This is a genomic window from Massilia sp. Masssp93 (assembly GCF_059491295.1).
On record NZ_CP168502.1, the window covers coordinates 1588116 to 1611278 of the forward strand.

The 23163-nt window shown below is 67.3% G+C and carries 17 protein-coding genes; 9 read left to right on the top strand and 8 right to left on the bottom strand.

Annotation, left to right across the window (positions count from 1 at the left end):
• Nucleotides 1–10 precede the first annotated feature (10 nt).
• The 5 genes from ACEN9Q_RS06795 to ACEN9Q_RS06815 all read right to left on the bottom strand — a co-directional run bounded on the left by ACEN9Q_RS06795 (nucleotide 11) and on the right by ACEN9Q_RS06815 (nucleotide 6523).
• Nucleotides 11–616 (bottom strand): acyltransferase, encoded by a 606-nt coding sequence (locus tag ACEN9Q_RS06795; RefSeq protein ID WP_495627787.1) that lies wholly within the window; start codon nucleotides 614–616, stop codon nucleotides 11–13.
• Between the two features lies 1 nt (nucleotide 617).
• Nucleotides 618–1679: a Gfo/Idh/MocA family protein gene (locus ACEN9Q_RS06800; protein ID WP_056435294.1), complete on the bottom strand. Its 1062-nt coding sequence runs from the start codon at nucleotides 1677–1679 to the stop codon at nucleotides 618–620.
• Between the two features lie 9 nt (nucleotides 1680–1688).
• Nucleotides 1689–3017: a nucleotide sugar dehydrogenase gene (locus ACEN9Q_RS06805; protein ID WP_495627788.1), complete on the bottom strand. Its 1329-nt coding sequence runs from the start codon at nucleotides 3015–3017 to the stop codon at nucleotides 1689–1691.
• Nucleotides 3018–3061: 44 nt separating this feature from the next.
• The gene (locus ACEN9Q_RS06810) at nucleotides 3062–5005 is read right to left on the bottom strand and encodes a polysaccharide biosynthesis protein (RefSeq protein ID WP_495627789.1); all 1944 of its coding nucleotides are present in this window, start codon (nucleotides 5003–5005) and stop codon (nucleotides 3062–3064) included.
• Nucleotides 5006–5524: 519 nt separating this feature from the next.
• The gene (locus ACEN9Q_RS06815) at nucleotides 5525–6523 is read right to left on the bottom strand and encodes an N-acetylmuramoyl-L-alanine amidase-like domain-containing protein (protein ID WP_495627790.1); all 999 of its coding nucleotides are present in this window, start codon (nucleotides 6521–6523) and stop codon (nucleotides 5525–5527) included.
• Between the two features lie 226 nt (nucleotides 6524–6749).
• On the opposite strand from ACEN9Q_RS06815, the gene ACEN9Q_RS06820 reads away from it, so the two are divergent.
• The 7 genes from ACEN9Q_RS06820 (at nucleotide 6750) to ACEN9Q_RS06850 (ending at nucleotide 13497) form a co-directional block, all read left to right on the top strand.
• A complete protein-coding gene (locus tag ACEN9Q_RS06820; protein WP_495627791.1) occupies nucleotides 6750–9695 on the top strand; it encodes a TonB-dependent receptor in 2946 nt (981 codons plus the stop codon).
• A gap of 319 nt (nucleotides 9696–10014) precedes the next feature.
• Entirely contained in the window at nucleotides 10015–10182 is a 168-nt protein-coding gene (locus ACEN9Q_RS06825; protein ID WP_200958235.1) for a hypothetical protein, read from the top strand.
• A 41-nt stretch (nucleotides 10183–10223) separates the two neighbouring features.
• Nucleotides 10224–10394, top strand: coding sequence for a hypothetical protein (locus ACEN9Q_RS06830; protein WP_200958234.1), 171 nt, complete (start codon nucleotides 10224–10226; stop codon nucleotides 10392–10394).
• 178 nt (nucleotides 10395–10572) lie between these two features.
• The gene (locus tag ACEN9Q_RS06835; protein ID WP_056435281.1) at nucleotides 10573–10947 is read left to right on the top strand and encodes a LiaF transmembrane domain-containing protein; all 375 of its coding nucleotides are present in this window, start codon (nucleotides 10573–10575) and stop codon (nucleotides 10945–10947) included.
• Nucleotides 10937–11635, top strand: a complete 699-nt coding sequence (locus ACEN9Q_RS06840) for a LiaI-LiaF-like domain-containing protein (RefSeq protein WP_056435278.1) — start codon at nucleotides 10937–10939, stop codon at nucleotides 11633–11635. The genes ACEN9Q_RS06835 and ACEN9Q_RS06840 overlap by 11 nt, the downstream gene beginning before the upstream one ends.
• Nucleotides 11636–11646: 11 nt before the next feature.
• Nucleotides 11647–12744 carry a sensor histidine kinase gene (locus ACEN9Q_RS06845; protein WP_495627792.1) on the top strand — a complete coding sequence of 366 codons (1098 nt, stop codon included), beginning with the start codon at nucleotides 11647–11649 and terminating at the stop codon, nucleotides 12742–12744.
• A 3-nt stretch (nucleotides 12745–12747) separates the two neighbouring features.
• A complete protein-coding gene (locus ACEN9Q_RS06850) occupies nucleotides 12748–13497 on the top strand; it encodes a LytR/AlgR family response regulator transcription factor (protein ID WP_495627793.1) in 750 nt (249 codons plus the stop codon).
• Here the strand turns inward: ACEN9Q_RS06850 and ACEN9Q_RS06855 are convergent.
• The 3 genes from ACEN9Q_RS06855 to ACEN9Q_RS06865 all read right to left on the bottom strand — a co-directional run bounded on the left by ACEN9Q_RS06855 (nucleotide 13494) and on the right by ACEN9Q_RS06865 (nucleotide 18421).
• Complete coding sequence (locus ACEN9Q_RS06855; protein ID WP_495627794.1) at nucleotides 13494–15776, bottom strand: ATP-dependent DNA helicase; 2283 nt, start codon at nucleotides 15774–15776, stop codon at nucleotides 13494–13496. The two genes, ACEN9Q_RS06850 and ACEN9Q_RS06855, sit on opposite strands and share 4 nt — an antisense overlap.
• Complete coding sequence (locus ACEN9Q_RS06860; RefSeq protein ID WP_495627795.1) at nucleotides 15773–17428, bottom strand: VRR-NUC domain-containing protein; 1656 nt, start codon at nucleotides 17426–17428, stop codon at nucleotides 15773–15775. Before ACEN9Q_RS06860 ends, ACEN9Q_RS06855 begins: the two co-directional genes overlap by 4 nt.
• A gap of 126 nt (nucleotides 17429–17554) precedes the next feature.
• On the bottom strand, nucleotides 17555–18421 hold the full coding sequence (locus tag ACEN9Q_RS06865) for a hypothetical protein (protein WP_495627796.1): 867 nt from the start codon (nucleotides 18419–18421) through the stop codon (nucleotides 17555–17557).
• A 57-nt stretch (nucleotides 18422–18478) separates the two neighbouring features.
• On the opposite strand from ACEN9Q_RS06865, the gene ACEN9Q_RS06870 reads away from it, so the two are divergent.
• The gene (locus tag ACEN9Q_RS06870) at nucleotides 18479–19318 is read left to right on the top strand and encodes a M15 family metallopeptidase (RefSeq protein WP_495627797.1); all 840 of its coding nucleotides are present in this window, start codon (nucleotides 18479–18481) and stop codon (nucleotides 19316–19318) included.
• Between the two features lie 98 nt (nucleotides 19319–19416).
• Nucleotides 19417–23163: a type VI secretion system membrane subunit TssM gene (tssM, locus tag ACEN9Q_RS06875; RefSeq protein WP_495628924.1), complete on the top strand. Its 3747-nt coding sequence runs from the start codon at nucleotides 19417–19419 to the stop codon at nucleotides 23161–23163.

Below are 23163 nucleotides of genomic sequence, written 5' to 3' on the forward strand. Positions count from 1 at the left end.
GTCGGAGGGATCATGGTTGAGGGGAAGCCGGCAGCAGGATGCAGGTCCCGTCGCGCAGCAGGTAGACGTCGCCCGTGTGCGGGCACGCCGCTTCGCCATTGCCGGACAGCGGCAGCGCGAGGCGTTCGCCGAAGCGGCTGATCCAGCCGATCTGGCGCGCCGGCACGCCGGCCATCATGGCGAAGTCCGGCACGGAGCGCTTGACGACGGCGCCGGCGCCCACGAAGGCGAAGCGGCCGACCGTCACCCCGCAGACGATGGTGGCGTTGGCGCCGATGCTGGCGCCGCGCTTCACCACCGTACGGCGGTACTGGTCCTTGCGCACAATGCCGGCACGCGGGTTGTAGACGTTCGTGAACACCATGCTGGGACCGCAGAACACCTCGTCCTCAAGCGTGACGGCGTCGTACACGGACACGTTGTTCTGGATCTTGACGCCGTTCCCGATCACGACGTCGTTGCCGACGAAGACGTTCTGGCCGAGCGAGCAGTCGGCGCCGATGCGGGCGCCGCCGCACACGTGGCTGAAGTGCCACACGCGGGTGCCCGGTCCGAGAACGGCGCCGGCGTCGACGATGGCGCTGGCATGGACGGCCTGGGTTTCATTGAGGTTCATGTCAGTACTCCAGGGGCAGGGCGACGCGTTTGCCGTCGCGCGCGGACATGTAGGCGGCCACGAGCACTTCCAGCGACTTGAGGCCCTCGCGGCCGTCCGTTTCCGGCTCGGCCTCGCCGCGCAGCACGCGGATCACGTTGTCGTAGTACAGCGGATGACCGAAGCCGTACACGGACGTCGTCTGGTAGCTGGCGTCCGTCACGAGCGCGTCGTCCGGGTCGGGCGTGGCGAATTCCCACTGCTGGATGTCGTTGACGGCGACGCCGCCGATGCGCACGGTCCCGTGCTCGCCCAGTACGGTGATCGACCCTTCCAGGTTGCGCGGGTAGGTGAGCATGGTGACGTTCATGGAGCCGAGGGCGCCGTTCCGCCAGCGCACGCTGAGCACGCCCGTGTCCTCCACTTCGATGTCGCGCGCCAGCGTGGCCGTATAGGCCTGCAGGCTCTCGACGGGGCCGACGATCCAGTCGATCAGGTCGACGTAATGGCTGGCCTGGTTCATGAAGGCGCCGCCGTCGAATTCCCACGTGCCGCGCCAGTCGGCGCTCCGGTAGTACTCGGGGGGGCGCGTCCAGAACACGTTCAGGTTGACCATGTAGATGCGGCCGAAGCGCTTCTTGTCGACGGCCCGCTTGAGCAGCTGCAGCGTGGCGTTGCGGCGGTTCTGCTTGACGACGAACAGGCGCACGCCGGCCGCGTCGGCGGCCGCCACCATGCGCTTGCCGTCCTCCCAGCGCGTGGCCATCGGCTTTTCCGTGATGACGTGGCGGCCCGCCTGCGCGATGCGGATCGCCTGCTCGGGATGCAGGCCGGACGGCGTCGTGACGACGACGGCATCGGCCGCGCAATCGCGCAGCATCGTCTCCAGGCTCGTGTAGGCAGACGCGCCGGTGGCCCCGACGGCGCGGTCGAGGGCGCGCGGGTCGACGTCGCAGATGCCGACCAGTTGGGCACGGTCCTGATGCTGGCGCAGCGCCTCGAAGTGATTGGCGGCGATGCGACCGCATCCGACGAGGGCGAAGCGGATCTTGCGGTCCGTGATGGGAGCGGGATACTGGCGCATGGCGGCTCCTCAGGCTTTGACGAGGTTCGGCAACGGGGACGCATAGACGCCGCGGGTATCGACGATCAGGCCGGCATACTGGCGCACCAGTTCGAAGTCGAAGGCGCTGTGCGCCGTGGCCACCAGCACGACGTCGTAGGACGCGATCCGCTGCGGGGTCAGCTCGACGCTCCTGAGGTCGAAGTGGTGCTCGCGCATGCGGGGGAACACAGGCACGTGCGGATCGGCGTAGTCGACGACGGCGCCCTTTTCGCGCAGGATTTCCATCAGCTCGACCGACGGCGATTCGCGCATGTCCTCGACGTCCTTCTTGTACGCGATGCCCAGCACCAGCACGCGGCTGCCCATCACGGCCTTGCCGCGCCGGTTCAGCGCGTCCGTGAGCTTGCCCACGACCCAGTGCGGCATGTCGCTGTTGATCTCGCCCGCGAGTTCGATGAAGCGCGTGTGCAGGCCGTATTCGCGCGCCTTCCACGTCAGGTAGAACGGGTCGATCGGGATGCAGTGCCCGCCCAGCCCGGGGCCGGGGTAGTAGGGCGTGAAGCCGAAGGGCTTCGTGGCGGCGGCGCGGATCACCTCGTGGATGTCGATCTGCATGCGGTCGGCGATGATCTTCATCTCGTTCACGAGGCCGATGTTGACGGCGCGGTGGATGTTTTCCAGCAGCTTGGTCAGTTCGGCCGCACGGGTCGAGCTGACCGGCACGACGCGGTCGATCGCCGGGCTGTACAGCGCGATCCCCGCTTCCAGGCAGGCCGGCGTGACGCCGCCGCATACTTTCGGGATCGTGCGGGTATGGAAGTCGGGGTTGCCCGGGTCTTCGCGCTCGGGCGAGAACACGAGGAAGACGTCCTGTCCGATCGTGAATCCGCGCGATTCCAGGCGCGGCTTCAGCTCTTCGTCGGTCGTGCCCGGATAGGTGGTGCTTTCCAGCGACAGCACCTGGCCCGGCCGCATGAACGGCACCAGGGCGTCCGTCGTGCCGAGGACGAAGGACAGGTCCGGTTCGCGGTAGGCATTGAGGGGCGTCGGCACGCAGATGATCAGCGCATCCGGTTCGCCGGCGCGGCTGAAGTCGGTGGTCGCTTCGAAGCCCCGGTCGCGCGCGTGGACGATGTCGGCGGCGGCGATATGGTTGATGTAGCTTTCCCCGCGGTTGAGGCGTTCGACCTTGGCGCCGTCGATGTCGATGCCGAGCACGCGGAAACCCGCTTCGGCATAGCGCAGCGTCAGCGGCAGGCCGACGTAGCCCAGGCCGATGATGCCGATGACGGCGGTGCGCTCACTCAGCCGGGTGGTGAGCTGTTCGAGACAGGCCGGTTTGCTTTCGTCACGCATGTGTGTCCTCGCCAAACGGGTGGGTGGAAGGTGCCGCGCCGTCATCAAATCCGGAACGGCACGAATCTCTTGATCAGGCCCAGTCGCTGCGGCGGCGCCGCGAGCGGCGCGGCGGCGGTCGTCGCGGATGTGGCCGCCGCGGCGGGGGCCGCGGCCGGCTCCACCGTCGGTCGGTTGGGGCTGTATTCGGTGACGATGGCCTTGACCATCGCCTCGATCATGGCGCGCTCATGGGTCTCGCAGGCCATCATCAGGCACGTGATGAAGGTGTCGAGCACGCCCGGGCGCAGGGCGTTTTCCTTCATGCGCATGATGCGGGGGTGGTCGCTCGGGAAGACGACGCCGTCCGTCAGCAATTCCTCGTGCAGTTTCTCGCCGGGGAACAGGCCGACGTAGCGGATCTCGATCTCGCCGTCCGGATTCTGCGGCGACTTTTCCGTCAGGCCGGACAGGGCGATCAGGGTGCGCGCCAGGTCGACGATGCGGACCGGTTCGCCCATGTCGAGCACGAACACGTCGCCGCCCTTGGCCATGGCACCCGCCTGGATCACCAGCTGGGCCGCCTCGGGGATCAGCATGAAGTAGCGCGACACGTCGGGATGCGTGATGGTGAGCGGGCCGCCGCGCGCGATCTGGCGCTGGAACAGGGGAATCACGGAGCCCGACGACCCGAGCACGTTGCCGAAGCGGACCATGCAGAACGTCGTGGGCGCGTGGTTGCCTGGCCCGTGGCGCGCCGCCGCGGCCTGGAAGATCAGTTCCGCGATGCGTTTGCTGGCGCCCATGATGTTGGTCGGCCGCACCGCCTTGTCGCTCGAGATGAGCACGCAGGTCTCGACGCCGTGCCGGGCCGCCTGGCTGGCGACCACCTGGGCGCCCAGCACGTTGTTGCGCAGGCCTTCGACGATGTTCGTCTCGACGAGGGGGACGTGCTTGTACGCGGCCGCGTGGTAGATCGTGTCGACCGGACCCGCGTGCAGGATCCGTTCGACGAGGTCGGCGTTGCAGACGGAGCCCAGGTGCGCCTCCACGGGGATGTCGGGGAAGCGGATGGCGAGCTCCTGGCGAACCGTGTACAGCGCGAACTCCGAGTGGTCGAGCAGGTGCAGGCGGGTCGGCCCGAGGGTGACGATCTGGCGGCACAACTCGCTGCCGATGGAGCCGCCGGCGCCCGTGACGAGCACCGTCTTGCCGTGCACGCAGCGGGCGAACAGGTCGAGGCGCGGCGGCACGGGCGGGCGGCCGAGCAGGTCTTCGAACTTGAGGTCGCGGATGGTTTCGCGCGGCGTGGCCTTGTCGTCGGCGAGATCGACGAGGCGGCTCAGGATCTTGGTACTGATGCCGGCCTGCGCGAGCCGCTGCATGATGTCGCGCAGGCGCTCCGGCGACACGGACGGGATGGCGATCACGATCGAGCGGATGCACATGGCGCCCACGATCTCGACGAGGCGGTCCGTATGGAACACGCGCAGTCCGCCGATGTTGCGTTCGTTCAGCGCGTGCTTGTCGTCGAAGAAACAGACCGGGCGGTATTCGTCGCTGTTGCGCATCGCCTGCGCCAGCCGTGCGCCGGCCTCGCCGGCACCGTAGATGGCGACCACTTCGGTGGCGCTGCGCCGGTCGGCATGCTGGTTGCGCAGGAAATTACGCACGCCGAGCCGCGACGCAATGACATACGAAAATACGATGAACCAGTAAATGGCCAATGCACTGCGCGGGAAGTTTTCTTCCTTGATCGAGAACGTGACGGCATAGGCACATAAAATGGCGATGGCCAGTGCGATGCCGGTGACGCTCAATAAACGCTGGTCGATGAAACGAATGACGGCACGATATAAATCGGAAACGGAAAATGCGGCGATTGTGACGACCGCGACCAGAATATACGAGGCCGGCCCGAAATGGGACGCCAGTTTCAGATCGCCGCCGCGCAGCAGCATTGCGATCAGAAAGCAGAAGGGCAGTGCGATCAGATCAACCGAGATCATCAGCGCGATTTTCGTCGTGCGATGCAGAGATACCATTCTGGAGCAAAATCGACTGATAAGCGCTTGATTTAGCTTGATCATGATTCTGGAACGCAGCGTGAGTTGGCGAAGATGAATATCCGTCGGTAAAAACAAACGGGTTATCGAGCGTGCGATTTTGTTTCCGGGGTGATCGATCGGTGGATGGAATGTGCCGCCAGTTAGATTAAATATTGCTGAGTAAGTTTATTATCCCGGCGTATATGAAATGCGGGTTTGACCATGCTCAACCGCCTAAACGGAATTTGTCGCGAATGACGCGAACATAAAAATAGGAAATTGAATTGAGGAATATATCTGGGCGTAATTCGTAATTGCGGACAACGAATTAGTTTTTGGAAATAGATTTAGAGAAAACGGGAAATACGGAATGGCCGGCGACCCACGACGGCGTGGTCATGCCGTCGCGGCGCAGGCGTCGGGAAGGGAGGCGGGGGATGCCCGTCCGGCGGCCGCGGGCCGCGCGTCGGACGGGGAGGCTCAGGCGCCGGCCGGATGGCCCGGGCGCGGCTGCGGTGCCATCGGCGGCACCACGATGTCGTCGTTCAGGCGCAGGAACTTGAAGCCGGCCAGGACCTGGCCGTTCTTGCCCGCCTGGCGGTTGCGTTCTTCGCGGGCGGCGGCGCGCGCGATATACGATTCGAACGTTTCCTCGCGGACCTGCGGGTCGGACGAATGGATGAAGTGGCGCTGGCCGTCGGCACCCAGCACGACGAGGCCCACGTGCGATGCCCAGTACTGGCCGTCGCGCGTGGAGATCACGTTGACGAGATCGCCTTCGCGCAGCTGGCTCGCGATGGCGGCCACCCGCTCTTTCGGCACATAGGCCTGGCGGCTCGTTTCGACGGGGATGTTCACGTCCGTGTGGTGGCGCGTCTTGAGGAAGCGGGCACGGTCGATCGTCATCGTGTAGGCCGGACCGTCCTGGCCGGCCAGTTCGGCGCTGATGTCGGTGACGAGCCAGCGGTTGGCGACGTTCCAGTCCATTTCCGTGTAGTGATTGCGCGTGGCCACGCCGATGATGCCGTCGCGGTAGCGGATGCGCTGCAGCATCCAGAAGAATTCTTCCCATGACTGCGACAGTGCCATCGCATAGGTGTGTTCCGCGAATACGACGCAATCGCTGTGGTCAAGGCTGAACATCGGCAAATCGTCGTGCACCTGGTAAGGGAATTCGCCCAGCAGGTTCAGGCGGTAGGGCTGGCCGAGGTTCTTGCGGGCGATCGCGGCGATGCGCTTGCGCAGGTCGGGTTCGGCCTCGTGCACCCAGGCGATGTAACGGCCCGCCTCGACGGGATGCATGCGGTACAACGGCTTCGCCAGGATCGTTTCCAGCGGTTCCGTGGCCAAGGCCTGCACCGTGGGAACGGCGTCGGCGGCGATCGTGGGCGGCGCGGCCGGCGGCGCCGCGCAACCGGCGACCAGCAGGGCGATCAGGGTGGGGATCAACAGCGCGGACGGCGCGCGGGTACGACGCATGGCATTCCTTGGAGGGACAATAAACCGCTACGCTAACCCGGCCGAATGATGCTGTCAAAATGAAATTATTCATACGGGTATGACCCCGCGTGATCCGCACGGACGAGCATTCCTTTAAGTTATAGATTCTTCAACAGTAATCATTATCCAACCACTTTGTCATCGTCAATACTGAGCGCGCGACCGGGATACACCGGCCCTACGACGATAAATGGAGGAGAGAGAAATGTTGAAGCAGAAGCCGCTCGCGGCCGCTGTCTCGATGGCGTGGCTGGCCGTGGCGGGCACGCCCGCGCTGGCCCAGACCGACGCCGGCAGCACCCCGATGCAGACAGTCGAAGTGACGGGCATCCGCGCGTCGATGGCCAGGTCGCTGGCCGTCAAGCGCGACGCCACCGCCAACGTCGAAGTGATCACGGCCGAGGACGTGGGCAAGATGCCGGACAAGAACCTGGCCGACTCGCTGCAGCGCCTGCCCGGCGTGGCCGTCCGCACCGACTACGACGAAGCGGAAAAGGTGGCGATGCGCGGCACCAATCCGGACATGTCCCTCATCGTCTTCAACGGCCACACGGTCAGCAGCGGCGACTGGTACATCGCCGACCAGGCGTCGAGCAGCCGGTCGACGAGCCTGTCGCTGATGCCCTCGTCGGTGCTGAACCAGGCCATCGTCTACAAGACGTCGCAAGCCGACATCGTCGACGGCGGCCTGGCCGGCACCATCAACGTGACGACGCGCAAACCCCTGGCGCAGAAGGAACGCCTGTCGGGCCTGGTCAGCGCGGGTGCCAGCTATGCCACGTTGCCGGGCAAGACGGCACCGGACCTGAACGCGTCCGTCAACTGGAAGAACGAGGCAGGCACGTTCGGCTTCATCGTCCAGGGTTTCGCGGAAAAGCGCTACATCCGCCGCGATTCCGCGTCGCGCCTCGCCTACGGCACGAGCAGTGGCTGGGACGTCATCAACACGGCCACGATGAAGGGCATCACGGACGCGTCGCTGGCCGGCAGCGGCTACAAGGCCGCGGACCTGAACGGCGTGCGCCTGCCCGGTTCGATGAGCACGGAGTTCGTCGAGGGCGTGCGCGACCGCAAGGGCGGCATGTTCTCGCTGGAGTTCAAGCCGAACCAGGACCTCGACGTCACCATGACGGGTTTCACGTCCACACTCAAGGCGCCGAACTACGGCCGCCTCAAGGCCGGCGCCATGTACAGCATGCTGCTCGGTAAAGCCTCGCTGCCCGACGGCGCCACCGGTGCGTCGGCGCCGAACACGAACTCGAACGGCCAGCAGGTGTTCGCCTCGATCCGCAACCCCGTCATCGTGACCGAGACGACGATGTACGGCGACCAGCTGCGCGTACTGAAAAGCGCCGACATCATGTTCCCGGACGGGACGCCGCCCCAGTACATCGGCAACTCCGAAGGCTTTTATCGCCAGGGCGCGCGTGCCACCAGTTCCTTCCTCGACCTGGACGGCAAGTGGCGCGTCAACCCGGACCTGACCCTGAAGACGCTGCTGTCGACGACGCGCGGCGTCGGCAAGACCGACTTCGACCAGGGCCTGACCTACGCCAGTTTCGGCACGGGCGTGTCGTATGCGCTGGCCGGCGTCGACAACGCGCCGTACGTGAAGTACTACGGCACCGGCATCAAGCCGGACCAGCTCGTGGTGCGCACGATTTCCGGCCTGAAGACGACGGACCGCGAAACGAGCGGCCAGATCGACGGCAACTACCGCGTCGCGAAGGGCTGGCTCCAGTCGGTCGACAGCGGCCTGCGCTACGCCGACCACCACCGCGACAGCGCACGCCGCTATCCGGCCTTCCACAACCGTGACATCACGATCGGCGCGCCGACCAGCACCGTGCCCTGGCCATCCAACTTCGGCGCGGGCCTCGACGGTCCGGCCGGCTGGGACAACACGGGTTATACGTTCGATCCCGCCGTGCTGATGGCTTACTTCCAGGGCGCCACCAAGACGACCACCGACGACTACGAGCGCCGCATCGCGTCCGAGCTGCACATGCGCGAGCGCCAGAGCGCGGGCTATGTGATGGCGAATCTGGAAGGCGACCGCTGGTCGGGCAACGTCGGCCTGCGCTTCGTGCAGACCCGCATCAACGCCGACATCCCGACGCCGATCCCGGCCGGCGTCTGCCTGCGCGCCGCGCCCGGCCAGCCGGCGATTCCATGCGCGGCCTATCCGGACGCGATCACGACCTCGGGCGACCTGCAACCGTATTACGACAACGAGGCCTTCAAGAACAACACCGGCAACACCTATTACTTCATCAAGACCGACCGCCGCTTCGACAACTGGCTGCCCAGCATGAACCTGCGCTACGAGTTGACGAAGGAGCAGATCGTGCGCCTCGGCGCGAGCCGCACGGTGGGCCGCCAGAACTACAACCTGCTCGGCGCCGGCTTCGGTTCCCCCACGTGCGACGCGCAGGGCTGCCGCGTGACGGGGCCGAACCCGGACATCAAGCCGCTCACGGCGGACAACCTGGACGCATCGTGGGCCTGGTACTTCGCGCGCCGCTCGCTCGTCGCGGTGAACCTGTTCTACTCGCGCATCCAGGGCTATGCGAAGACCGGCACGTCCGGCGGCGCCACGATCGACCTGTGGGATTCGGCGGCGCAGGCGATGAAGACGTACGCCGTGCAGACGTCGCAGCAGCAGGGCGCCCACATCGCGGGCCTCGAACTGGCGTACGAGCAGCCGATCGGGACGACGGGCTTCGGGTTCACCAGCAACATCAGCCGCGCGCACACGAAGGTCGACGACGGCCGGCCGATGGTCGGCGCATCCGAATGGGCAGCGAACCTCGGCGGCTACTTCGAGAACGACAAGGTGTCGCTGCGCCTCGTGGCGAACTACCGCAGCGAATACGTGAACAGCTCCACGGCGCCGGCGCCGACGGCGAACAGCCAGGGTCTGTACAGCGTCAACGGCGTATTGATGCCGACCGCGCCGACGATGGCCGCGCCGGTGACGACGCTGGCCTTCAACGCCAGCTGGAACGTCACGCCCGATCTGGTGCTCGCGTTCGACGCGACGAACCTGACCGACGTGAAGCGCGCCTACTATCGTTACAGCGAGGAGGAACAGCAGAAGCTTGACGTCAGCGGCCGGCAGTTCTACCTCAAGCTGACATACCGGTTCTGAAGGCGTCGTGACGACATGCAGAAGGGGCTTTCGGGCCCCTTTTTTTCATGCTCCGCGTTGTCGCGTAGGCGCAGTTGAAGGGGGTTTGTAGGACTGGAACTCAAGGGGGCGAACAGTGTGCGGCACCTAACGGTCGGCATCCCCGCCACCCGGCTACGATGGAGGCGTCGAGTGAGGCACCAGCGATCTTCCGCAGGCAGCCAACCACCTCGACAGGTCAGCCGGTCGCCTCGAGGATCGGCACCAGATTCCCACGCCGGCGCGGCGCCGCGGTCATCGAGCCGCGAACGCGCCGGCCTCACCGGAAGCGGAGGTTGCCATGTCTACGACTACGACGAACCATCCACCCAAGCATCTCGTGCGCGAATACCTCGAGCGCCGCTCGAAGGATACGAAGCCGCCGCCGACGCCGGAAGAAATCCGGCGCCAGCTGGGCTGGGGCATGCTGATGCCGGCGGATGACCGGATCGGCACCTCCCGTTCCTGAAAACGATTTGCAGTTTGACCGTCACCGAACAGGAGAAGCCCATGACCGCCAAGATCGGCAGCAAACACATCGCCCAGCACCGCGGCAAGAAAGAGCGCGAGGAAATCCACAAGATGAACATCGCGCGCGAAGCCCTCAAGATCGCCGCCGCCCGCGCCAGATACCGCAACCAGCAGAAGGGCCAGCGCGCACCGGCCGCCGCGGCCGCGTGATCATGGCCTGATCCGCCCGCCGCATCACCCGCTTCCCGCAAGCCCGCCATGGCGACATGGCGGGCTTTTTTGCGCCGTTCACCGGCACCGCGCCGCCGTTGGCCGAAAAGCGCTTCCCCCGCCGGGCGCATCTCCGTTATCGTGTCGTCATTCGATTCGACGACAACCCGGAGGTAACATGAATAGCGAAGCTTCCTACCACCTGCGGCGCCAGGTGCTGTGGGGCCTGGTGCTGGTCGGGCTGGGCGTGGCCTTCCTGCTGGACCAGATGGATGTGTTCGACGTCCGCGCGCTGTGGCACTACGCGCCGCTGCTGCTGGTCGTGGTGGGCATCAACCAGACCATCGGCTACCCGAGTGCCCGCGAATTTTCCAACGGCCTGTGGACCGTGTTCATAGGCTTGTGGCTGTTCGCCGTGCTCGAAGGCCTGTGGGGCCTCACGTTCCGCAACAGCTGGCCGCTGTTCATCATCATCAGCGGCATCACGATGGCGATCCGGCCGATCGCCGAGCGCCGCTTCGGTGCCAAGGGAGGGAACGGCCATGGAAAATAATACGAACCGTGCGTCGAGCCAGGTCGTGCTGGGCCTGCTCGTGGTGGGCATGGGCGTCCTGTTCCTGCTCGATAACCTGGACATCCTGAATTTCCGCCACGCGATCGGCTTCTGGCCGCTCGTCTTCATCGTGGCCGGCTGCGCCGCGTTGTTCGGCAACGGGCCGCGCAGCGGCAATTACATGGGCGGCGTGCTGATCGCGGTCGGCGTGCTGATGATCCTCGGGCGCCTCGGGTTCTTCTACATCAGCTGGGGCACGCTGTGGCCGCTGGTGATGATCGCGCTGGGCGGCCTCGTGCTGTTCCGCTCGCTCGGCCCGGGACGGGTGGCGCGCTCCGCCGCCGTGGCCGGGGCCGGCCTGGACAACGTCGTCGACATCGTCGCGGTCCTGGGCGGCTTCGAGCGCCGCGTCAGCGCGCAGGATTTCCGCGGCGGCGAGATCACGGCCGTGATGGGCGGCTGCGCGCTCGACCTGCGCGAAGCGTCCATCGTCAAGGAAGCCGTGATCAACGTCTTCACGATCTGGGGCGGCATCAACATCAAGGTGCCCCCCGACTGGACCGTCGTCCTGAACGGCACCCCGCTGATGGGCGGCTTTTCCGAAAAAACCGTCAGGCCGCCCGACGGCAGCAAGCGTCTCGTCATCACGGGCTACGCCATCATGGGTGGCGTGGAAGTGCGCAACTAGAGGCGCCGCCGGTGCACGGGGTCTTCGCCAACTGGCGCGCGGCGCTGCTCTACCTGCTGGCCTGGCTGATGCTGGGCCTGCTGCTCGCGGCCATGCTGGCCGTCAGCGGCGCGGGCTGGGGCGCGAGCCTGGCGTTCGCCGTACCGCTGGCCCTCGTGTACGCGTACGCCACCGGCTTTTCCGCCTATTACGTGTGCCGCGCGTATCCGCTCGATCGGCGCCGGCCGCCCGCGATCGCCGCCGGCATCGGCATGACGGCGGCCTGCGCGGCGGCGCTGTGGTGCGCCATCGGCGCCGCGTGGAACAGCCTGTTGACCGCATTGGCGCCGGAGAGTTACCTGCCGGTCGCAAGCGCCCCGGTGCTCGCGTCGATGTTCGGCCTCGGCATCGTCCTGTACGGCCTGGCGGCCGCCGTGAACTATCTGCTCATCGAGTCCGAACGGGTGCGCCAGCTCGAAACGCAGCGCCTGCAGATGAAGCTGATGGCGCAGGATGCCGAGCTGCGCATGCTGCGCGCCCAGGTCGATCCGCACTTCCTGTTCAACAGCCTGAATTCCGTCAGCGCGCTGACGTCGCTCGATCCGGCGGCCGCGCGCGACATGACCGTGCAGCTGGCCGAGTTCTTCCGCCACACGCTGGGCCTGCACGCCGACCGCAAGGTCACGCTCGACCACGAACTGCAGCTCGTGCGCCATTTCGTCGCCATCGAACAGGTGCGCTTCGGCGACCGGCTGCGCTTCGAGGCCGCCATCGATCCGGCCGCCGGCGCCTGCCTGCTGCCGCCGATGCTGTTGCAGCCGCTCGTGGAAAACGCAATCAAGCACGGCATCGGCCAGATGGTCGAGACGGGCCGCGTGCGCATCGAGGCGGCGCGTGCCGGATCGATCCTGCGCATCCGCGTGGAGAACGACGTCGATGCCGACGGCGCCGGCGGTGCGCGCGGCACGGGCCTGGGCCTCGTCAACGTGCGCCAGCGCCTGGCCGCGGCCCATGGCCACGAGGCCAGCGCGCACTGGGCGCGCCGCGACGGCCGCTTCGTCGTGGAGCTGGCGCTGCCGGCCGTCACGGCCGCCGAGCCGCACGCCGCAACCGATATGGAAGGGACCTGACGCATGCGCGTGATCATCGTGGACGACGAACCGCTGGCGCGCGCCGTGTTGCGCGAACACCTGGGCCTGCACGCCGACGTGGAGATCGTCGGCGAATGCGCCAACGGCTTCGAGGCCGTGAAGGCGATCGCGGAGCTGGCGCCCGATCTCGCGTTCCTCGACATCCAGATGCCCAAGCTGGACGGCTTCGAAGTCGTCGAGCTGGCCGGCGCGAAGACGCATTATGTGTTCGTCACGGCCTACGACGAGTTCGCGCTGCGCGCGTTCGACGTCCATGCGCTCGACTATCTCCTGAAACCGTTCACCCGCGAACGCCTCGCGCAGGCGCTGGCGCATGCGCGCGACCGGCTGGCCGCGCCGGCGTCCGCGATCCCGGGCGACGAGGCGATGCGTGCGCTGGTGAGCGACGCCCAGGCGCGCCACCAGCCGATCGAGCGGGTGCTGATCCGCGACGGTGCGCGCGTGCAGGTGATTCCCGTCGCGCGCATCGACTACGTCGAGGCCCAGGACGATTACGTCGCATTCTTCGCCGAAGGCCGCCAGTGGCTGAAGAGCCAGCGCATGGCCGAACTGGAAAGCCAGCTGGATCCGCAGGCCTTCCTGCGCGTGCACCGTTCGTACATCGTCAGCCTGGCGGCCATCGCGCGCATCGAGCCGACGGGCAAGGACGGCCATTGCGCCGTGCTCAAGTCCGGCGCGCGCATCCCGATCAGCCGCAGCGGCTACCAGAAAGTCCGGGACCTGATGCGTTAAGCCGCCTGGCCGGCATGCCACCACGCGGGCAGCAGGGCCTGGACTTCCGGCCGCGCGAAGCGGTCGTCGATCAGCCATACGACGCCGCGGTCCTGCTCCGTGCGGATCACGCGGCCGGCCGCCTGCACCACCTTCTGCATGCCGGGATAGAGATAGGTGTAGTCGTAGCCGGCGCCGAACATCGCCTGCATGCGCCGGCGCAGCTGCTCGTTGACCGGGTTGACCTGGGGCAGGCCGAGGGTCGCGACGAACGCGCCGATGAGGCGCTCGCCCGGCAGGTCGACGCCTTCGCCGAACGAGCCGCCCAGCACCGCGAAGCCGATGCCGCAGCCGCCGGCGACGAAGCGCGCGAGGAACTCGGCCCGTTCCGGCTCGCTCATGCGGCGCGCCTGGCGCCACACCGGGATGTCCGGATGCTCGCGTTCGAAGCGGTCCGCGGCCTGCTGCAGATAGTCGAAGCTGGAAAAGAATGCGAGATAGTTGCCGGGCCGGGCGCGGTACTGGTCCGCCATCAGCGTCGCGATCGGCGCGAGCGAGCCGGCGCGTTCCTGGTAACGCGTCGAGATGCCGTGCGCCACGTGCACGTCCAGCTGGCTCGCGCTGAACGGGGAATCGACGTCGACCCACGCCGTGTCCGCGGGCATGCCGAGCAGGTCGGCGAAATAATGCCAGGGGCTCAGCGTGGCCGAGAACAGTGTCGTCGAACGGGCGTACGCGAAGCGCGGGCCGAGGAACGGGGCGGGCACCACGTTGCGGATGCACAGCGTCGTATCGCGTTCATGTCCCGGCAAATTCGCGCGCGCGACGTCGAACAGCGAGTGTTCGCCGAACGATTCGGCGAGGCGCCCGAACTGCAGCGCGGCGAAATAAAAGTCCTGCAGCGCGGGATCGAGCGGCACCGGGAATGCCGCCATGTGTTCCGTGATGACGCTGGCCGCGCCCTGCAGCGCGTTCAGGAATTTGTCGGGCAGGCCATCCAGCACCTGGTAGGGCAGGGGCGCGGCCTTGCTCACGTCCGTCCACGCGCGCTTGACCTTGTCGAGCGCCTTGTGCAGGGATGGCGGCGCGACGGCGCGGGCCGCGCGCAGGTCGCCGCGTTGCACGGTCGCGGTGTACATCGAGCGCGCCCGGGACACGAGATTGTGCGCCTCGTCGGCCAGCACGCTGACCTTCCAGCCCCGTTCCAGCGCCAGCGCATACAGCATGGCGCCGCCGTCGAACCAGTAATTGTAGTCGCCCACGACGACGTCGCTCCAGCGCACCATTTCACTGCCCAGGTAGTACGGGCAGACGTCGTGCGCGAGGCCGATGTCGCGCAGGGCGGCGCGGTCGAGCATCTGCGCCCCGGCGGCGGCCTCGCGCGCGGCCGGCAGGCGGTCGTAGAACCCTTTGGCGAGCGGGCAGGAATCGCCGTGGCAGGCCTTGTCCGGATGCTCGCAGGCCTTGTCGCGCGCGCTCAGTTCGAGCACGCGCAGCGGGATCGTGGCGCCGGATGTCAACGTGGCCGCGGCGTCCAGCGCCAGCTGGCGTCCCGGCGTCTTGGCGGCCAGGAAGAAGACCTTGTCGAGGCCGTGCGCGGGCGCCGCCTTCAGCACCGGGAACAGCGTGCCGACGGTCTTGCCGATGCCGGTCGGCGCCTGCGCGAGCAGGCTGCGTCCGTTCGCATTGGCGCGGAAGATCGCTTCCGCCAGCTGGCGCTGGCCGGGACGGAAGTCCGCATGCGGGAAGCGCAATGCCGTCAGGGCCGCGTCGCGCGCCGTGCGGTGCGCGAGTTCCTGGCCGGCCCACGCGACGAAGCGGCGGCATTGATCGTCGAACAGCGCCGCGAGTTCGGTGCGCGTGCGGGTCTCGCGCAGGACGGTCTCCTGCTGGCTGCCGATGTCGAAGTAGACCAGCGCCAGGTTGACCTCGTCCATGCCGAGCTGCCCGCACAGCAAATGGCCGTAGACGCGCAGCTGGGCCCATGCCAGGCGCTGGTGATTGTCGGGGATGCTCGCGAACTGGCCGCGGTACGTCTTGACTTCTTCGATCAGGTTCCGGTCCGGGTCGTAGCCGTCGGCCCGGCCGCGCACGTGCAGCGGGCCCCAGTCGCCCGCCAGCGTCACCTCGCTGCGGTATTGCTCGCCGCGCCGGGACGCCACGACGGCATGCCCGGCGATGCCTTCCTGCGCCGTGGGCGAGGGCGTGAAGCGCAGATCGAGGTCGCCCTGCTTGGCCGTGAATTCGCAGAGGGCGCGCACGGCGACGACGTAGCGCGCGCCGCTGTCGTTTTCACTCATGCCGCGGCCTGCTCCCACTGCAGGTAACACACCGTGATCGGCATGCCGTGCGCGGCGCAGTAGTCGATCCAGCGCAGCTGGTTGTCCTGCAGGCGGTCGCCCGGGCCCTTCACTTCGATCATGTCGTAGCGCGCTTCGCCCGGCCAGAACTGGATCAGGTCGGGGAAGCCCGTGCGGTTTTCCTTCACGTCCTGCAGGATGCGGCGGAACCACAGCTTCAGGTGCGCGGCCGGGATGCAATCGAGGGCCAGTTCGATGAGGTCGCGCCCGAGCCAGTCCCACGCGACGAACGGCGATTGCAGGCCGGCCTTCTCGTCATATGTCGCGAGGATGGCGGCGCGGTGGCGGCCGTCGTCCAGCAGCGCGAGGCAGGCTTCGAAGTCGTCCTTGCGGCGCTGGTAGAAATCGGCCGCGAACAGGTCGGCCGGGCCGCGGTGGAACGGGTGGAAGAACGCGCCCGGAATGGCCGCGAAGACGGCGCGCCAGCACAGGAGGCCGAACAGCGTGTTGGCCAGCGTGTTCTCGACGTAGTAGACGGGCGCGTCGTCGCGCCACAGGTGCTCCAGCACGACGCCTTCGACACGCCATTCTCCGCCCGGCAGCGGCAGGCACAGGTCGAGCCGCGCGGCCGGCGTCGCGCGGCGCGCGGGGCGCGTCAGGTGCCCCAGCTTGCGCGCGAGGCGCGGACCGAGGCGCAGCAGGTGCTGGCGTTCCGCTTCGCTTTCCGGGGCTTGCTGCGCCGTCTCGAACAACGCATGGGCCTCATCGAATTTCCCGTGCTTTTCCAGCACGCGGATGGCGCGTCCGCGCGCCCCCGGATAGCGGCAGTCCGCGTACACGGCGTACGCGTTGTCCCAGTCCCTTTCCTTTTCGAGCAGTTGCCCGAGCTGGAACAGCAGGCGCTCGCGGCGGCTGTCGAGCCAGTCGTTGCCGAAAGCGTGCCGCGGCACGTCGGCCAGCACATCCAGCGCCGGTTCGCCGCCGTAATAGCGTTCCTTGCAGGCGTGCAGCTGCAGGTAATGATCGATGTCCTGGCGCGCCCGGAACCCGCGCGAGGCCGGCGAGAATTCCACGCGCTCGTAGCGGAACAGGCCGAGGTCGGACAGCACGAACTCGGTCCAGTCCTGGGCGAGGTTGCCGAAGAAGATGAGGCGCAGCCGGTCGCACAGCGGTTGCACGAGCAGGCGCAGCGCGAGGTCGCCGCAGCCGGCATACCACTGCGAGAACGGGCGGTCCGCGGCATGGGCGGCGTCGGCGCGCAGCGCTTCGAGCTGGTCGGCCTTGCGCGCGCTCTTGCGTGCGCCCGTGAAGCCGAACGCCTCGGCCAGCTCCGGCTTGGCCAAGAGGCCGAACAATTCGTCGAGCGTCAGGACCGGATCGGACTCGATCCAGCCGCTGGGCAGCAGAGTGCGGGCGGCCTCGACCGGGCAGCCGATCTCCGCATAGTTGAGCTTGCTGGCCCGGAACAGGGTGCCCTTGCGCATCACCATCCGGACGAACAGCGCGCGCGCCGGCCGCGGCAGCCGGGGAAAGGCGGCGATGAACGCGTGCTCGTCGTCGATGAGCAGGTCGGCGTAGCGCTCGGCGATCCAGTCCAGCACGCGCTGGAAGTTATCCAGATAATAAAACTCGTTTTCCAGGACTCTGATCATCGTCATACCGCGCCAACTGTACTTTTGTACAGTATAACGGTGGCGGCGACGATGGCCCAGCAGTTTTGGTGCCGTGGCGGCGCGCGGCGTGGTTTTCCGCACCGGTGCGGCGGCTCCGCTACGGTTCTATTGTCGGGATGGCAAGCGCGGGTTGCAGGACTTGTCGGCACAGCCGGACGTTCCCGCGGCATCGGCGGCGCCGCTGTCGGCGCCGGCGTGCTGGAGGATGGCCGAGATCAGGGCGACGTCCGTATCGACCGCCGCTGGCGGCGGCCTCGTCCTGGATGCGGCCGCGGCCCGTTTCTGGCGCGGTGGCGCCGCCTCTCCATGCGCCAGCAACGGCGTCTGGGGCGGCACGGCGCGGTAACCCGGCTGCGGCCGTGCCAGCGGGATGGCCAGGGCCGTGGCCCGCGGCGGCGTGTGACCCGCGGCGGCTGGCTGGGGGCGGGATGTCGCGCCGGCGGCGGCGTGCGCCGGTGCGGCCGCGGTTGCGGCCAATGTGGACGGAGGCGCTGCGTCCGCTGCAACATCGACGATGACGGCGCCGCGTGCGGTTGCCGGCACTGTTGTGTCCGGCGGCTCGGCTGTTTGCGGCGGTGCCGGCATGGACGCGGGCGCGGGCGTTTCCCCGGCCAGCGCCGCATGCATGCTCGGCAGGGTGACGTGGAGGCCGTCGCCCACCGCGTCGAGGGTGGCGGCGGCCGTGCCGGGGCGCGCCGTTTCCGGCCGCAGGGCGGCCTGCGCCGCGCCGGCCGCCTCCGCGTTCCCGGCCGGCGTCGCGCCGCGTACGAGCCACGCCAGCACGACGAGCAGCGAGCAGGCCAGTACGCCCGCGGCGCCGTACCAGAATACGGCCGGCAGGGCGCGGAGCCGCCGGCCGGGCGCCTGGCCGTCCAGCATGGCCAGGATATTGATTTCGCCGCCAGGCCGCCGCGACGACGACATCAGGTTGGGACGTCTGGAGCCGGATTGATTTTCATCTGTAGGGCGCACCGCGTTACTCCTAAGATTGGAAAACTAGTTCCAATTAGAAACAAACCGGAGAAGCCGATGCTGATCTTCGTCGCATTCTTGTACTTTTGCCTGGCCTGCAGCCTCATCTGGCTCGCCCTGTTCCCGGGCGGGAGGGCATCCGTGCTGCAGGTCCTCGGCATGTTGCAGCGCCGCCTGCAGTGGCGCGTGGGCGGCTGGCAGCGCAGCGGCAATGCGACGTTGCAGGCCTCCTGGTCGGGCGCGCGGGGCGTGTTGTACGGCAGCCGCAAGATGTTGCGCCGGCACTGGGCCTGGCTCGCCGTCGGCGTGCCGCTCGTGCTGATTCCCACGCTGCTCGCGTTGCTGATGCGTCGGCCGGACATGCTGCCGGATTACGAGCCCGCCGACACCGTCGTCGACGCGCAGGTCGCTGCGCTGCTCAAGGGCGAGCAATTGGTGCCGCCGGCCGCGTTGCCGCCGCTCGCATTCGGCACGCGCGAAGTGGAACTGGTGCGTCCGATGCTGGTCGACGCCAGCCGCAACTGGGGTCTCATGCGGCCGGAGTACAGCCAGCGCCTGTTGTTGGTTTTCAAGATCATGAAAGAGAAATACGGTTATGAGATGGCCCTGCTGGAAGGCTACCGCAGCCCTGCGCGCCAGGACATGCTGGCGGGCATGGGCACGCAGGTGACGAACGCGCGCGCATTCCAGAGCTGGCACCAGTATGGCCTGGCGGCCGATTGCGCGTTCTGGCGGGACGGCAAGCTCGTGATCTCGGAAAAAGATCCCTGGGCCATGCGTGGATACCAGCTCTACGGCGAGGTCGCTGAATCGGTGGGCCTGACCTGGGGCGGACGCTGGACGATGATGGATTTCGGCCATACCGAGCTGCGGATGCGCGGTGTGATGCGTCATTGATCGCGGACGGGTTTCCGGAGCGTTGTCTCATCTCAAATTTTCGATTGGGAAATAGTGCCAGTATTGCCGATGGTTTCACCACTCTCCGAGCAAACATGATGGCCCGACTCTGGCAGTTCCTCACCGACCGACGTGTTTTGGCCGTAATCGGCATCGGCGTGCTCGCGGCGTTCCTGCTGCTGGGCGCGGAATCCCTCGACGTCGCCCTGATCTGGGCCGCGCTGCTCGGCCTGCTGTTGCTGGGCGCCGGCGGACTTGCGTGGCTCGTCCGCGTCTGGCTGCGCAAGCGCGCGGCCAGCCGGCTGGGCGATGCGATCCTCACCGGCACGGAAGGCGACGGCAAGGCCCAGGCGGCCCGCAACGATGCCGCCGTGTTGCGCAAAGGTATGCTGGAAGCGATCAGCACGATCAAGACGTCGAAACTGGGCCTGACGCGCGGCGCGGCGGCGCTGTACGAATTGCCGTGGTACATGATCATCGGGAACCCGGCGGCCGGGAAGAGCAGTGCGATCAAGCATTCCGGCCTGACCTTCCCGATCCCCGGCAGCAAAGCCGTGCAAGGCGTCGGCGGCACCCGCAACTGCGACTGGTTCTTTACCACCGACGGCATCCTGCTCGACACGGCGGGGCGTTATTCCGTCTTCGAAGCGGATCGCGCGGAGTGGTTCAGTTTTCTCGAACTCCTGCGCAAGCATCGTCCCCGTGCGCCGATCAACGGCATCCTGATCGCGGTCAGCGTCGCCGAGCTGGCCGGCGGCAGTCCCGAAGCCTCGATCGAGCTGGCCAAGAGCCTGCGCACACGCGTGCAGGAATTGACCGAGCGGCTGGGCGTCCACGCGCCGGTGTACGTGATCTTCACGAAGGCCGACCTGATCGCCGGCTTTGCCGACTTCTTCCATGACTGCGAACCGGCGGAGCGCGACCGCGTGTGGGGCGCGACCTTGCGCTACAACCGGCGCAGCACGCCGCAGGACGTCCTGTCGTTCTTCGAGCAGCATTTCGACGAATTGCACGACGGCCTCAAGGAGATGAGCCTGGCCAGCATGGCCGGCAACCGCAGCACCGCGCTGCGCTCCGGCGTGTTCACGTTCCCGCTCGAATTCGCGGCGCTCAAGCCGCAGCTGCGTGCGTTCCTCGCCACACTGTTCGAAGAAAATACGTGGCAATTCAAGCCCGTGTTCCGAGGCTTCTATTTCACCAGCGCGCTGCAGGAAGGCAGCGTCGAGAACCTGTCGGCGCGGCGTGTCGCGGGACGGTTCGATTTGCAGCTGCGCCCGCTCGGCGACAAGGCGGCCGGCGACGACGCGGCGCAGGGAGCGGAGCAGTCGGGGTTCTTCCTGTTGCAGCTGTTCCGCAAGGTGATCTTCGCTGACCGCGACCTGGTCAAGCGCTATACCAGCCCGGCCGCCACGCGAATGAAGATCGGCGCGTTCTTCGCCGCCACGCTCCTGCTCGGCTGCGCACTGGGCGGCTGGAGCTGGTCATATATGGGGAACCGCCAGCTGGTCGCCAACGTCAAGGCCGACCTGGACAAGGTCATGAAGCTGCAGGCCGGACGAACCGACCTGCAGGCGCGGCTGGAGGGCCTCGATATCCTGCAGGACCGCATCGAACAGCTGGAGAAATACCGCCAGGATCGCCCGTGGGCGCTGGCGTTCGGCCTGTACCAGGGCGGCGCGCTCGAACGCAAGCTGCGCGACGAATATTTCGCGGGCGTGCGCGAAGTGATGGTGCAGCCGGTGGCGGGGGCGCTGGAGAACCTGCTGGCCGAGATGAATGCGAATGCCGCCCAGCTCGACCCGAATGTGCGGGCGACCCCGGCGGCCAAACCGGGCCAGCCATACCAGGACGTTTCCGCCACGAATGTTGGCGACGCCTACAATGCGCTCAAGACGTACCTGATGTTGGCGGACAAGACGCATGCCGAACCCGGGCACCTGAACGACCAGTTGACGCGGTTCTGGCGCGGCTGGCTGGAAGCGAACCGGGGCGCCATGCCGCGCGAGCAGATGATCCGCAGCGCCGAGCGCCAGCTGACCTTCGTGCTGGCGCACATCGACGACCAGGCGTGGCCCCAGATCACGCCCAAACTCAGCCTGCTGGACACGGCGCGCGAGAACCTGCGCCGCGTCGTGCGCGGCACGCCGGCGCGCGAGCGCGTGTATGCCGATATCCGCACCCGTGCCTCGACCCGTTTTCCCGGCGTGACGGTGGCGCGCATCGTCGGCGAGCAGGACCAGGCGCTGGTCGTGGGCAGTTACGCCGTCAGCGGCGCCTACACCCGCGACGCCTGGGAAAAATTCGTCCAGGGCGCGATCCGCGAAGCGTCGACCCACGAGCTGCAAAGCAGCGACTGGGTACTCAAGAGCGTCGCCAAGGACGACCTCACGCTCGAAGGCAGTCCGGAACAGATCCAGAAGGCGCTCGTCGAGATGTACAAGGCCGATTATGCGCGCGAATGGGGCAAGTTCGTGCAGGGCGTGACGATCGCCGACCTGAACGGCTTCGACGCCAGCGTGCAGGCGATGAACCGCCTCGGCGATCCGCTGACGTCGCCGCTGGCCAAGGTCCTCAAGACCGTCCACGAACAGACGTCCTGGGACGATCCCGCGCAGGCCCGGGTCGACAGCGTCAAGCTCAAGCGCGGCCTCGCGGGCTGGTTCCGCGAGGTCGTGCTGAGGCAGGCGCCCGGCGAAGCGCGCCAGGTGGCCGACGCAATGGGACCGTTGCCCGTGGGCGGCGTGCAGGCGGCGGGTCCGGTCGGGCGCGAGTTCGCCGGCGTCGCGCGGCTCGTCGGCGTGAAGGAAAAGGACGCGTCGCTGATGACGGGCTACCTCGATGCCTTGTCGAAGCTGCGCAGCCGCCTGAACCAGCTCAAGAACCAGGGCGATCCCGGCCCCGGCGCCAAGCAGCTGATGCAGCAGACGCTGGAAGGCAACGGCTCCGAACTGGCCGACGCCCTGAAATACGTCGACGAACAGATGTTGACGGGCATGACGGATACGCAAAAGCAGATGCTGCGTCCGTTGCTCGTGCGCCCCCTCGTGCAGACCTTCGCCATGATCGTGTTGCCGTCGGAATCGGAAATCAACAAGACGTGGCAGGCCCAGGTCGTCGAGCCGTTCCAGAAGACGCTGGCGGCCAAGTATCCGTTCGCGGCGTCGGCCCAGATCCAGGCCACGCCGGCGGAGATCGGCCAGGTGTTCGGTCCGGACGGCGTCGTCGCAAAATTCGTGGGCACCACCATGGGGCCGCTGGTCGTGCGCCGCGGCGACGTTCTCAGCAGCCGCACGTGGGCCGACATCGGGATTACGCTCGTGCCGCAGGTCGTGAGCGGCTTCCCCGGCTGGGTCGCGCCGTTGTCGGCCAACGGGGTGGCGGCCGGCAACGGTCCGCAGACCGTGTTCCAGTTGCTGCCGCTGACCGCGCCCGGCGTGACGGAGTACACGATCGAGATCGACGGCCAACAACTGCGCTACCGCAACACGCCGCCGGCGTGGGTCAACATGGTGCATCCCGGCCCGCAGGGCAGCAGCGGCGCGAAGATCGGCGCCGTCACGTTCGATGGCCGCACCGTCGAACTGTTCAACGAGCCGGGCCAGTTCGGTCTGCAGAAGATGATCGAGGCGGCGGCGAAAAAGCGCCTCGATGCGAGCACGTTCGAATTGCGCTGGAGTGCCGGCAACGTCTCGGTTGCGGTCAACCTCAAGCGCGTCAGCAGCACGGACACCACGACCGGCGACGCCCAGGCCAGCCAGGGCTTCCGCGGCCTGCACCTGCCGGACGCCGTCGTCGGCCGCGCGGCGGCCGGCGGCGGTCCCGCGCTGGCGGGAGCAACGCAGTGA

What these genes read in the sequence shown, in the direction of transcription:
- ACEN9Q_RS06795 (WP_495627787.1), bottom strand. Translation starts at nt 616, where the DNA reads ATGAACCTCAATGAAACCCAGGCCGTCCATGCCAGCGCCATCGTCGAC.
- ACEN9Q_RS06800 (WP_056435294.1), bottom strand. Translation starts at nt 1,679, where the DNA reads ATGCGCCAGTATCCCGCTCCCATCACGGACCGCAAGATCCGCTTCGCC.
- ACEN9Q_RS06805 (WP_495627788.1), bottom strand. Translation starts at nt 3,017, where the DNA reads ATGCGTGACGAAAGCAAACCGGCCTGTCTCGAACAGCTCACCACCCGG.
- ACEN9Q_RS06810 (WP_495627789.1), bottom strand. Translation starts at nt 5,005, where the DNA reads ATGATCTCGGTTGATCTGATCGCACTGCCCTTCTGCTTTCTGATCGCA.
- ACEN9Q_RS06815 (WP_495627790.1), bottom strand. Translation starts at nt 6,523, where the DNA reads ATGCGTCGTACCCGCGCGCCGTCCGCGCTGTTGATCCCCACCCTGATC.
- ACEN9Q_RS06820 (WP_495627791.1), top strand. Translation starts at nt 6,750, where the DNA reads ATGTTGAAGCAGAAGCCGCTCGCGGCCGCTGTCTCGATGGCGTGGCTG.
- ACEN9Q_RS06825 (WP_200958235.1), top strand. Translation starts at nt 10,015, where the DNA reads ATGTCTACGACTACGACGAACCATCCACCCAAGCATCTCGTGCGCGAA.
- ACEN9Q_RS06830 (WP_200958234.1), top strand. Translation starts at nt 10,224, where the DNA reads ATGACCGCCAAGATCGGCAGCAAACACATCGCCCAGCACCGCGGCAAG.
- ACEN9Q_RS06835 (WP_056435281.1), top strand. Translation starts at nt 10,573, where the DNA reads ATGAATAGCGAAGCTTCCTACCACCTGCGGCGCCAGGTGCTGTGGGGC.
- ACEN9Q_RS06840 (WP_056435278.1), top strand. Translation starts at nt 10,937, where the DNA reads ATGGAAAATAATACGAACCGTGCGTCGAGCCAGGTCGTGCTGGGCCTG.
- ACEN9Q_RS06850 (WP_495627793.1), top strand. Translation starts at nt 12,748, where the DNA reads ATGCGCGTGATCATCGTGGACGACGAACCGCTGGCGCGCGCCGTGTTG.
- ACEN9Q_RS06855 (WP_495627794.1), bottom strand. Translation starts at nt 15,776, where the DNA reads ATGAGTGAAAACGACAGCGGCGCGCGCTACGTCGTCGCCGTGCGCGCC.
- ACEN9Q_RS06860 (WP_495627795.1), bottom strand. Translation starts at nt 17,428, where the DNA reads ATGATCAGAGTCCTGGAAAACGAGTTTTATTATCTGGATAACTTCCAG.
- ACEN9Q_RS06870 (WP_495627797.1), top strand. Translation starts at nt 18,479, where the DNA reads ATGCTGATCTTCGTCGCATTCTTGTACTTTTGCCTGGCCTGCAGCCTC.
- tssM (WP_495628924.1), top strand. Translation starts at nt 19,417, where the DNA reads ATGGCCCGACTCTGGCAGTTCCTCACCGACCGACGTGTTTTGGCCGTA.